The organism is Thalassovita autumnalis, from assembly GCF_001458255.1.
GTDB lineage: Bacteria > Pseudomonadota > Alphaproteobacteria > Rhodobacterales > Rhodobacteraceae > Thalassobius > Thalassobius autumnalis.
The window spans coordinates 110325-121316 of record NZ_CYSB01000035.1; the positions used below are offsets into that span (position 1 = coordinate 110325).

Sequence of the window (10992 nt, forward strand, 5' to 3'; positions counted from 1 at the left end):
TTTCAACTGCTTAAATTTTACCATTTGGAAAAAAACAAAAACGGTGCAGAGTGATTGCAAAAAAGAAGACAAAACCAAGCTCAGTGGAGGTATTCATGACTTCAAACGCGCTGACGCCAGGCATTGTTTCTGGGCGGCTCCCCGCGGAGGACCTGGTCGAGAATTTCTCGGACCTGCATCCCCCGCTTGACGATCACGAGGCGCTGGTCGCCGCGGATCGTTGTTACTTCTGTCACGACGCGCCCTGTATGACGGCCTGTCCGACAGATATCGATATTCCCTTGTTTATCCGGCAGATCGCCACCGGCACCCCGGATGCGGCGGCCAAAACAATTCTGGAGCAGAATATTCTGGGCGGCATGTGCGCTCGTGTCTGCCCCACCGAAACGCTGTGTGAACAGGTCTGTGTGCGCGAAACCGCTGAAGGCAAGCCGGTGGAGATCGGCAATTTGCAGCGTTACGCCACCGATACTTTGATGGCATCGGGTGTGCATCCGTTCACCCGTGCGGCCGCAACCGGCAAGAAGGTGGCGGTTGTTGGCGCTGGCCCTGCGGGCCTCAGCTGTGCGCACCGTTTGGCCAGCAAAGGCCATGACGTGACCATCTATGATGCGCGCGCTAAATCCGGTGGCCTCAACGAATTTGGTATCGCGGCCTACAAGTCGGTCGATAATTTCGCTGAAAAAGAGGTCGACTGGCTGCTGCAGATTGGTGGCATCACCGTGGAGCATGGCAAAGGTTTGGGCGCCGGCCTGTCACTGGAGAAGCTGAAGGCCGATTATGACGCGGTGTTCCTTGGCATCGGTCTGGCCGGTGTGAACGCGCTGAATGTCGACGGCGAAGACAAAGACGGCGTGTTGGATGCGGTCGATTTCATTGCTGAGCTGCGCCAGGCCGATGACCTGTCTCAGGTGGCGATTGGCCGGGATGTTGTGGTCATCGGCGGCGGCATGACCGCTGTGGATGCTGCCGTGCAGGCCAAACTGCTGGGCGCCTTGAACGTCAGCCTGGTTTACCGCCGCGGCAAAGATCGCATGAACGCCTCCGCGTTTGAGCAGGAGCTGGCCGCCACCAAAGGGGTGCGCATTATCACCAATGCCTCACCCAAGGCGGTGATCGGCAATGGTGCGGTGCAGGAGATTGAGTTCGAATACACCGATGATGATCTGCAAGCGACCGGCCAGACCGTACGTCTGGCGGCCGATCAGGTATTCAAAGCCATTGGTCAGCAGCTGGGCGGTGATGACCTACCCGCGGTTGAGCGTGGCAAGATCACCGTCAGCGGCGCAGGGCGCACCAGCATGGCAGGGGTCTGGGCCGGGGGTGACTGTGCCTCAGGCGGCGATGACCTGACCGTAACCGCGGTGGCCGAGGGTCGCGATGCGGCCGAAGACATTCACGCCGCGCTGTCGGCGTAAGCAAAGGGAGATAGCACAATGGCCGATCTCACAAGCGAATTCATCGGGATCAAATCCCCAAACCCGTTCTGGCTGGCCTCGGCGCCGCCGACAGACAAGGAATACAACGTCCGCCGCGCCTTTGAGGCCGGCTGGGGCGGTGTGGTCTGGAAAACCCTCGGCTCCGAAGGTCCGCCGGTGGTCAACGTCAACGGCCCGCGCTACGGCGCGATCTGGGGGGCGGATCGTCGCCTCCTGGGGCTCAACAATATTGAGCTGATCACCGACCGTCCGCTGGAAACCAACCTGCGCGAAATCAAATCAGTGAAGCGCGACTATCCTGATCGGGCGGTCATCATCTCACTGATGGTGCCTTGCGATGAGGAGAGCTGGCGCGAAATCCTGTACCGTATCGAAGACACCGGCGCGGATGGGGTGGAGCTGAACTTTGGCTGTCCGCATGGTATGGCCGAACGGGGCATGGGCTCTGCCGTGGGGCAGGTGCCGGAATACATTGAAATGGTGACCTCCTGGGTCAAACAGTATTCCAAGATGCCCTGCATCGTGAAGCTGACCCCGAACATCACCGATGTGCGCAAACCGGCCGAAGCCGCCCTGCGCGGCGGCGCCGATGCGGTCAGCCTGATCAACACGATCAATTCGATCACCTCGGTCGATCTGGATGACTTTGCACCGGAGCCAACAATTGACGGCAAAGGCACCCACGGCGGCTATTGCGGCCCGGCGGTGAAACCGATTGCGTTGAACATGGTGGCGGAAATCGCCCGCAGCCCGGAAACCGCAAACCTGCCGATTTCGGGCATTGGTGGCGTGACCACATGGCGCGATGCGGCCGAATTCATGGCGCTGGGGGCGGGCAACGTGCAGGTCTGTACTGCCGCAATGACCTATGGGTTCAAAGTGGTGCAGGAGATGATCTCAGGCCTCAGCGATTACATGGATCGCAAAGGCATGACCTCAACCAGTGAGCTGGTTGGCCGCGCGGTGCCTAATGTCACCGACTGGCAGTATCTGAACCTGAACTATGTGACCAAGGCCAAGATCGACCAAGACGCCTGCATCAGCTGCGGCCGCTGCTTTGCCGCCTGCGAAGACACCAGTCACCAGGCGATCGAAATGTCTGAGGATCGGGTGTTCACGGTGAAGGACGACGAATGCGTCGCCTGTAACCTGTGCGTTAACGTCTGCCCGATTGAAAACTGTATCACGATGGAGCAGGTCGCTGCCGGTCAGTTGGATGAGCGCACTGGTGAAAAAGTGCCGGAAGAATACGGCAACTGGACGCAGCACCCGAACAACCCCTCAAACTTTGAGGCGGCTGAATAAGGCAGCTGTTCTAAGTACCTCAATCCAATGAAAAGCGCCCTGGTCGAAAACCGGGGCGCTTTTTCAATGTTTGGCATTTGAGTATTTGAGGATCATTGAAAGGCGCAGGTGGTACGGCCGCTGCCGCGCCGAGGTATGCGATGTGATTTACGGCGTCAGAAGCTTGCGGAACATCGTATCCAGATAGGCATCGGCGCCGTCGATCGGGTCACGTTCATCGGGGCTGAGGACGCCGATCTGCACCTCAAAGTCGGCATAGTGCTGGGTTGTTGCCCAGATCGAATACAGCAGATGGCGCGGATCAACGGTGGCCAGCTGGCCCGCCTGCATCCAGGCGCGCAGCACTTCGGTCTTTTCATCCACCAGGGGTTTCAGCCCGCTGATCAGATGCGGTTTCATCCGGGGCGCGCCTTGCAGAATTTCATTGGCAAACAGCCGGGATTCGCGCGGGTATTCCCGGCTCATCTGCACTTTGCGGTGAATATAGGCCATGACCTCTTCCAGCGGGTCGCCGTTGGGGTCCATCTCGGCCAATGGGTCCAGCCAGGTTTCCATCAGCTGGTTCAGCAGGGTCACATGGATCGCTTCTTTGCCATCGAAATAATACAGGATGTTGGGTTTGGACAATCCGGCGGTCTTGGCGATCTGATCCAGCGTTGCGCCGCGGTAGCCATGTTGGGCAAAAACCTCAAGCGCGGCCTCAATGATCCGCTTGCGGTTGCGCTGCTGAATCCGGCTGAGCTTCTTCTCAGCTGGGGGCGTTTGCGCCGTTTCTGCGGCGGTTCCCGTGGCTTGATCTTGGGCCTGATCTTGGGCGGTATCACTTTGCGTCATGCGGACCTCTGAATGCGGTGCCACGAAAAACATCGCGGTCTGATAACTTGGCCATTGTAGCGGCGCCAATGAAAGAGTTTTCTTGACAGGTGCCCCTGCGTTCGCAATCGTCACTTTACCAAATGGTAAAAAAGCAGCAAGAGGGCGCCGCTCTCCAGCCAGAAGAAGGTCCGGGACAGGGCTAGAGCAGTCAGCGGCACGTCCTCTCACGACCACTGGAGAGGGAGATCGGCATGTCCGCGCCGGGTGAAAATCTGAAAATCAATGGCGACCGTCTTTGGGACAGTCTGATGGAAATGGCCAAAATTGGTCCCGGGATTGCCGGGGGCAACAATCGCCAGACCCTGACCGATGAGGATGCCGAGGGCCGTGCGCTGTTTCAGCAGTGGTGTGATGCGGCGGGTATGAGCATGGGCGTGGACACGATGGGCAATATGTTTGCCACCCGTGCCGGAACTGATCCTGAGGCGCTGCCTGTCTATATGGGCAGCCATCTGGACACCCAGCCGACGGGCGGCAAATACGATGGGGTTCTGGGCGTTCTGGGCGGGCTGGAAGTGATCCGCACGATGAACGATCTGGGCATCAAAACCAAACATCCCATTGTGGTGACCAACTGGACCAATGAAGAGGGCACCCGTTTTGCCCCGGCGATGCTGGCCTCGGGCGTGTTCACAGGTCGTCATACCCAGGATTGGGCCTATGACCGCGTGGACGCCGAAGGAAAACGCTTTGGGGATGAGATCGCGCGGATCGGCTGGATCGGCGATGAAGAGGTCGGCGCGCGCAAGATGCATGCGATGTTTGAGCTGCACATCGAACAGGGCCCCATTCTGGAGGCTGAGGGCAAAGACATTGGCGTTGTCACCCATGGTCAGGGCCTGCGCTGGATCGAATGCACTGTGACCGGCAAGGAAAGCCACACAGGCTCCACCCCGATGCCGATGCGCAAAAACGCTGGCCGCGGTCTGGCCCGCATCACCGAGCTGGTGCATGAGATTGCGATGAAACATCAGCCCAATGCGGTGGGTGCAATTGGCCATGTGGATGTCTATCCAAACTCGCGCAACATCATCCCGGGCAAGGTGGTCTTCACCATCGATTTCCGCTCGCACCTGCAAGAAGTGATCGATGCGATGCTGGCAGAGTTTGCTGAAAAAGCGCCGAAACTCTGCGAAGAGATTGAGGTCGGGCTGGAGTGGGAGATCGTCGGCCAGTTTGATCCACCCGCCTTTGATGAGAACTGCGTCAACGCTGTGCGCGATGCGGCGGAACGTCTGGGCTATAGTCATATGGATATCGTGTCCGGCGCCGGCCACGATGCCTGCTGGGTCAATGATGTAGCCCCCACCGCGATGATCATGTGCCCCTGTGTCGATGGCCTCAGCCACAATGAGGCCGAGGAGATCAGCAAAGACTGGGCCGCAGCTGGCACCGATGTGCTGCTGCATGCCGTGTTGGAAACCGCACAGGTGGTTGAGTGATCAGATAACACATTGGGGGCCATGCCCCCGACCCCCGGGATATTTGGGCTAAGAAGAAAGACGCTACGTGGCAAATAAGAAGCGCAACACGCAAAAAACGATCAATAGCTTGATGGGCTGGCCTGATAACAAAGGCCCGTTCCCCAGCAGCTTGGTTGAGTGCTGCGAAAAAGCCTGTGCAAAGCCGTTGAACGATCTTTCACTGTCTGAGCTACAAGCGCTTATACAGAACCAGATCGCTTTGCCTTTGGTCGTGGAACGTGCGGTGTCTGAGCTGTCTGAGAACCCTTTGCTTTGTGCCCGACATTTTGAGGGGGATATGATGCAGACAGTCTTAAAGCTGCCGCACGGTTTTTGGCACGAAAACCGGGACCTCTGGCTTAGCGTCAGCGATTTGCTGAGCTCTTTTCAGGCTCAAGTGGCGGAGATCAATGATGCGGCCGTCGTTTTCCAAGCGGCAACGGCACCCAGGCGCGTGGACGTTTAGCTCAGGTAGATAGGCAAAAGTTAGAAACCACTACACGGCTTTGAAGCGTGAGCTGGTGAAGGTGGAAATAGGGAGAAAGACAATGACAACCAAAGTGATCAAAGGCGGCATGGTTTGCACCGCTGACCGCACCTGGAAGGCCGATGTGCTGATCGAGGGCGAGGTGATCAAACAGATCGGCGAAGATCTGAAAGGCGACGAATATATCGACGCTGAAGGCGCCTATGTGATCCCCGGCGGGATTGACCCGCACACCCATCTGGAGATGCCCTTCATGGGCACCACTGCGGCTGAGACCTTTGAAAGCGGCACCTGGGCGGCGGCCACGGGCGGCACCACCATGCTGGTTGATTTCTGCCTGCCGGGTGAAGATGGCTCGATCAAAAACGCGATCAATGAATGGCACCGCAAGTCGGCGCCGCAGATCTGTGCCGACATCGGCTATCACATGGCGATCACCGGCTGGAATGAGACCATTTTTGACGAGATGAAAGATGCCGTGGATATGGGCGTCAACTCGTTCAAACACTTCATGGCCTATAAGGGCGCGCTGATGATTGAGGACGATGAAATGTACGCCTCCTTCAAGCGCTGCAAGGAACTGGGCGCGCTGCCGATGGTGCATGCCGAAAACGGCGATCTGGTGGCCGATCTGCAGGAAGAGATGCTGGCCAAGGGCATCACCGGTCCCGAAGGTCACGCCTATTCCCGCCCACCTGAGTTTGAAGGGGAGGCCGCCAACCGCGCGATCACCATCGCGGATGCGGCAGGCACCCCGCTTTATATCGTGCATGTCAGCTGCGAACAGGCGCATGAGGCGATCCGTCGTGCCCGTCAAAAAGGTATGCGCGTCTATGGTGAGCCGCTGATCCAGTTCCTGACATTGGATGAAAGCGAGTATTTCAAAGGTGACTGGATGCATTCGGCGCGCCGGGTGATGTCACCACCATTCCGTAATAAGGCACATCAGGACAGCCTCTGGGCCGGTCTGCAATCGGGTAGCCTGCAGGTGGTGGCCACCGACCATGCGGCCTTCACCTCCGAGCAGAAGCTGATGGGCAAAGATAACTTCTGCCTGATCCCCAATGGTTCCAACGGGTTGGAGGAACGTCTGGCGGTGCTCTGGACCGAAGGTGTGGAAACCGGTCGTCTGACGCCAAATGAATTTGTCGCGGCCACCTCAACCAATGTGGCGAAGATCCTCAACATCTACCCCAAGAAAGGGGCGATTGTGGAAGGGGCGGATGCTGACATCGTGGTGTGGGATCCGAAAATTTCCAAAACCATCTCGGCGTCGAACCACCATTCGGTGCTGGATTACAACGTGTTTGAGGATTTCCAGGTCAAGGCTCAGGCACGCTACACCCTCAGCCGGGGTGAGGTCATCTGGGCCTGGGGTCAGAACAGCCAGCCTCAGCCGGGCCGGGGCCGCTTTGTGCCGCGTCCGGCCTTCAATTCGGCCGCCGTGGCGCTGTCGAAGTGGAAGGAACTGACCGCTCCGAAGCAGATCAACCGCGATCCGCTTAATATTCCAGCAGGTATCTGAATTGGCGACGCCCCGGACCCGTGTTCGGGGCGTTCGTTATTGACCAAACGGTAAAATAATTGCGCAGTTCAAGCGCAATAACGGAGACACAGGGACGTGACCAATACCACCGTGATCAGCGCGAAAAATCTGTCGCTGACATTTGAGACCAATGATGGACCCGTGCATGCTTTGAAAGATGTCGATCTGGACATCCACAAAGGGGATTTTGTCAGCTTTATCGGCCCGTCGGGCTGCGGCAAGACCACATTCTTGCGCTGCATGGCTGATCTGGAGCACCCCACAGCAGGCAGCATCACCGTAAACGGCGTCAGCGCCGAAGAGGCGCGCAAAGCCCGCGCCTATGGCTATGTGTTCCAACACGCGGGCCTTTACCCCTGGCGCACCATTGGCGGCAACATCAGCCTGCCGCTGGAAATCATGGGTTATTCGAAGCAGGATCAGCAGGACCGCATCGCCCGGGTGCTGGAACTGGTGGAGCTGGAGGGCTTTGAGAAGAAGTTCCCCTGGCAGCTGTCCGGCGGCATGCAGCAACGCGCCTCAATCGCGCGGGCGCTGGCCTTTGACGCTGATATCCTGCTGATGGATGAACCCTTCGGCGCCCTCGATGAGATCGTGCGCGATCACCTCAATGAACAGCTGCTGAAGCTCTGGGCGCGTACCAACAAAACCATCGGCTTTGTCACCCACTCGATCCCTGAGGCGGTGTACCTCTCGACCAAGATCGTTGTGATGAGCCCGCGACCGGGCCGGATCACCGATGTGATCGAAAGCACCCTGCCGAAGGAGCGACCGCTGGACATCCGCGACACGCCAGAGTTCCTGGAAATCGCGCACCGGGTGCGTGACGGTTTGCGCGCGGGGCATGCCTATGACTGAGCCTCAGCAACTGACGCGACGCGGCAAACGCCAACTGAAAAGTATTCGCGGATCATTGAAAGCGCAGGGGAGCTTGGCATGAGATCCCTCCTTCCAATTTTCACCGTGGTCGCCGCGATTTTTGTGATTTGGTATGGCGCTGCGGTGGCGCTGAACACGCCCTGGGCCAAGGATCAGGCCAAGCGCAACAATGTGGAGCTGAGCTTCACCGAGCTTGTCGCGGACACGTGGAGTCAGAAAAAACCCAAGCTGCCCGCGCCGCATCAGGTGGTGGCAGAGATCTGGAAAACCACCGGGGAGATGGTCGCCAAGGGGCGCGCCTTTTCCAAGCGGTCGTTGATCTATCACAGCTGGATTACGCTCTCGGCCACTATGCTGGGCTTTGTCATGGGCACGGGCTTTGGTATCCTGCTGGCGATCGGCATTGTCTACAATCGTGTGATGGATATGAGTGTGATGCCCTGGGTCATTGCCAGTCAGACCATTCCAATTCTGGCGGTTGCACCGATGATCATTGTGGTGCTGAACGCGGTGGGCATTTCCGGCCTGCTGCCAAAGGCGATGATTTCGATGTATCTGTCCTTCTTCCCGGTTGTGGTTGGTATGGTGAAGGGGCTGCGCAGCCCTGATCAGATGCAGCTGGATCAGATGCGGACCTGGAATGCGACCTCAGGTCAGGAGTTCTGGCGTCTGCGTCTGCCGTCTTCGATGCCGTTCCTCTTTGCCTCGCTCAAGGTGGCGATGGCGGCGTCGCTTGTCGGGGCCATTGTGGGTGAATTGCCCACCGGGGCGGTTGCGGGTCTCGGCGCGCGTCTGCTGGCGGGCAGCTATTATGGTCAGACCATCCAGATCTGGAGTGCGCTGATCATGGCGGCGGCTTTGGCGGCGGCGCTGGTGGCGCTCATCGGTCTGATCCAACGGATGACCCTTAAGAAGATGGGGATGGTGCAATGATGTGGATTGCTTTTGGGGTTATCAGCTGGCTGATCGGCTGGCGTGCCAATGTCTGGCTGGCCGCACAGCCGAAATCCCGTTTCACCTCGCTGGCGGTGCCGGTGATCTTTGGGGTGACCGTTATCCTGATCTGGGAGGCCGTGGTGCGCGGCTTTGAGGTGTCACCGGTGCTGTTGCCGGCGCCGTCGGTCATTGCGGTGACCTTTGCGCAGTCGACCCATATCCTGTGGCAGGATTTCGTGCAGACCGTGATCAAGGGCGCCTTGTCGGGCTATGTGCTGGGCTGTGGCTCGGCCTTCCTGATTGCCATTGTGATCGACCGTTTCCCGTTCCTGCAGCGCGGGCTATTGCCGGTGGGCAACTTCGTGGCGGCCCTGCCGATTGTGGGCATGGCGCCCATCCTGGTGATGTGGTTCGGCTTTGACTGGCAGTCCAAGGCGGCGGTTGTGGTTGTCATGGTCTTCTTCCCGATGCTGGTGAACACGGTTGAGGGGCTGCAGGCCACCGACAAGATGCAGCGGGATTTGATGCGGACCTATGCCTCCAGCTATGGGCAGACCCTGCTGAAGCTGCGGCTGCCTGCGGCGATGCCTTTCATCTTTAACGGGCTAAAAATCACTACCACCTTGGCGCTGATCGGTGCCATCGTGGCAGAGTTCTTCGGATCCCCCATCAGGGGTATGGGGTTCCGTATCTCAACCAGTGTCGGGCAACTGGCGCTGGATCTGGTCTGGGCCGAGATCGTGGTTGCCGCGATCGTGGGTTCGGCTTTCTACGGCGGGGTTGCTTTGCTGGAAAAGGCAATGACCTTCTGGCACCCGTCGCAACGTGGCTGACGCAACTAAAAATCAACGCAGCCAAAATCCAACAAGGGAATAAAACAAGGAGTGTATGAAATGAAAACCATGGTGAAATCGCTGGGCGCGGCCGCGCTTGGCCTCTGGGCCGGTATGGCGCAGGCCGCAGATGACGTGACTCTGCAGCTGAAGTGGGTGACCCAGGCGCAGTTCGCGGGCTACTACGTGGCGCTGGACAAGGGCTTCTACGCCGAAGAAGACCTGAACGTGACCATCAAACCCGGTGGCCCGGACATTGCCCCGGCGCAGGTGATCGCGGGTGGCGGGGCAGATGTTGTGCTGGACTGGATGCCGTCGGCGCTGGCCAGCCGTGAAAAGGGTCTGTCGCTGGTCAACATCGCCCAGCCGTTCAAATCCTCGGGCATGATGCTGACCTGCCGCAAAGATGCAGGCGTGTCGGGCCCCGAAGATTTTGCCGGCAAGACCCTGGGTGTCTGGTTCTTCGGCAACGAATATCCCTTCCTCAGCTGGATGAGCAAACTGGGCCTGTCGACCGAAGGTGGCGACAGCGGTGTGACCGTGCTGAAGCAGGGCTTCAACGTGGATCCGATCCTGCAGGGTCAGGCGGCTTGTGTGTCGACCATGACCTACAACGAATACTGGCAGATCATCGACGCGGGTCTGAGCCCCGACGATCTGGTGGTGTTCAAATATGAAGATCAGGGCGTCGCCACGCTGGAAGACGGCATGTATGTGCTGGAAGAGAACCTGAAAGACCCGGCCTTTGAGGACAAGATGGTGCGTTTTGTACGTGCTTCGATGAAGGGCTGGAAATGGGCCGAAGAGAACGCCGAAGAGGCTGCGATGATCGTGCTGGACAACGATGCCTCGGGCGCACAGACCGAAGAGCATCAGATCCGCATGATGGGTGAGATCGCCAAGCTGACCGCAGGCAGCAACGGCGCGCTGGATCCGGCCGACTATGAGCGCACTGTTATGTCGCTGATGTCGGGTGGCTCGGACCCGGTCATCACCAAGAAGCCTGAGGGCGCTTGGACCCATGCGATCACCGACAAGGCGCTGAACTAATCAGATGGTTTGATCAGTGATTCTTTGAGAATTCAGGGACAATGATGGGCTGCCCCAGTGGGCGGCCCATTTTTTTGTCGGCAAACAAAGTTCCAAATTTCACCATAAATGCTTGCCTTTTCTGTATCCGTCCGGTGTCCCCGCTCTGACGGCGTGATGGAGTGCCTGCTAGATGTCC

General features: G+C 58.5%; 10 protein-coding genes. 9 read left to right on the forward strand and 1 reads right to left on the reverse strand.

What is annotated here, in order from left to right:
• The first annotated feature begins 95 nt into the window (after positions 1 to 95).
• Together TL5118_RS13580 and preA are read left to right on the forward strand one after the other, a co-directional pair.
• Positions 96 to 1418 (forward strand): NAD(P)-dependent oxidoreductase, encoded by a 1323-nt coding sequence (locus TL5118_RS13580; protein WP_058245195.1) that lies wholly within the window; start codon positions 96 to 98, stop codon positions 1416 to 1418.
• An 18-nt stretch (positions 1419 to 1436) separates the two neighbouring features.
• Positions 1437 to 2744, forward strand: coding sequence for an NAD-dependent dihydropyrimidine dehydrogenase subunit PreA (gene preA, locus TL5118_RS13585; protein ID WP_058245194.1), 1308 nt, complete (start codon positions 1437 to 1439; stop codon positions 2742 to 2744).
• Positions 2745 to 2891: 147 nt separating this feature from the next.
• On the opposite strand, the gene TL5118_RS13590 is transcribed toward preA, so the two are convergent.
• Positions 2892 to 3578, reverse strand: coding sequence for a TetR family transcriptional regulator C-terminal domain-containing protein (locus TL5118_RS13590; RefSeq protein WP_082626444.1), 687 nt, complete (start codon positions 3576 to 3578; stop codon positions 2892 to 2894).
• A gap of 233 nt (positions 3579 to 3811) precedes the next feature.
• On the opposite strand from TL5118_RS13590, the gene TL5118_RS13595 reads away from it, so the two are divergent.
• The 7 genes from TL5118_RS13595 to TL5118_RS13625 all read left to right on the forward strand — a co-directional run bounded on the left by TL5118_RS13595 (position 3812) and on the right by TL5118_RS13625 (position 10814).
• A complete protein-coding gene (locus tag TL5118_RS13595) occupies positions 3812 to 5062 on the forward strand; it encodes a Zn-dependent hydrolase (protein ID WP_058245193.1) in 1251 nt (416 codons plus the stop codon).
• Between the two features lie 67 nt (positions 5063 to 5129).
• Positions 5130 to 5549 carry a contact-dependent growth inhibition system immunity protein gene (locus TL5118_RS13600; RefSeq protein WP_058245192.1) on the forward strand — a complete coding sequence of 140 codons (420 nt, stop codon included), beginning with the start codon at positions 5130 to 5132 and terminating at the stop codon, positions 5547 to 5549.
• Positions 5550 to 5631: 82 nt separating this feature from the next.
• Positions 5632 to 7095 carry a dihydropyrimidinase gene (gene hydA / locus TL5118_RS13605; RefSeq protein WP_058245191.1) on the forward strand — a complete coding sequence of 488 codons (1464 nt, stop codon included), beginning with the start codon at positions 5632 to 5634 and terminating at the stop codon, positions 7093 to 7095.
• A 96-nt stretch (positions 7096 to 7191) separates the two neighbouring features.
• Complete coding sequence (locus TL5118_RS13610) at positions 7192 to 7974, forward strand: ABC transporter ATP-binding protein (protein WP_058245190.1); 783 nt, start codon at positions 7192 to 7194, stop codon at positions 7972 to 7974.
• A gap of 78 nt (positions 7975 to 8052) precedes the next feature.
• Positions 8053 to 8928, forward strand: a complete 876-nt coding sequence (locus TL5118_RS13615; RefSeq protein WP_058245189.1) for an ABC transporter permease — start codon at positions 8053 to 8055, stop codon at positions 8926 to 8928.
• The gene (locus TL5118_RS13620) at positions 8925 to 9764 is read left to right on the forward strand and encodes an ABC transporter permease (protein ID WP_058245188.1); all 840 of its coding nucleotides are present in this window, start codon (positions 8925 to 8927) and stop codon (positions 9762 to 9764) included. Before TL5118_RS13615 ends, TL5118_RS13620 begins: the two co-directional genes overlap by 4 nt.
• A gap of 69 nt (positions 9765 to 9833) precedes the next feature.
• Entirely contained in the window at positions 9834 to 10814 is a 981-nt protein-coding gene (locus TL5118_RS13625; RefSeq protein WP_370701677.1) for an ABC transporter substrate-binding protein, read from the forward strand.
• Positions 10815 to 10992: the final 178 nt, after the last annotated feature.

Bases quoted from the DNA above. Each gene is read 5' to 3' on its own strand.
- TL5118_RS13580 (WP_058245195.1), top strand. From the start codon at position 96: ATGACTTCAAACGCGCTGACGCCAGGCATTGTTTCTGGGCGGCTCCCC.
- preA (WP_058245194.1), top strand. From the start codon at position 1,437: ATGGCCGATCTCACAAGCGAATTCATCGGGATCAAATCCCCAAACCCG.
- TL5118_RS13590 (WP_082626444.1), bottom strand. From the start codon at position 3,578: ATGACGCAAAGTGATACCGCCCAAGATCAGGCCCAAGATCAAGCCACG.
- TL5118_RS13595 (WP_058245193.1), top strand. From the start codon at position 3,812: ATGTCCGCGCCGGGTGAAAATCTGAAAATCAATGGCGACCGTCTTTGG.
- hydA (WP_058245191.1), top strand. From the start codon at position 5,632: ATGACAACCAAAGTGATCAAAGGCGGCATGGTTTGCACCGCTGACCGC.
- TL5118_RS13615 (WP_058245189.1), top strand. From the start codon at position 8,053: ATGAGATCCCTCCTTCCAATTTTCACCGTGGTCGCCGCGATTTTTGTG.
- TL5118_RS13620 (WP_058245188.1), top strand. From the start codon at position 8,925: ATGATGTGGATTGCTTTTGGGGTTATCAGCTGGCTGATCGGCTGGCGT.
- TL5118_RS13625 (WP_370701677.1), top strand. From the start codon at position 9,834: ATGGTGAAATCGCTGGGCGCGGCCGCGCTTGGCCTCTGGGCCGGTATG.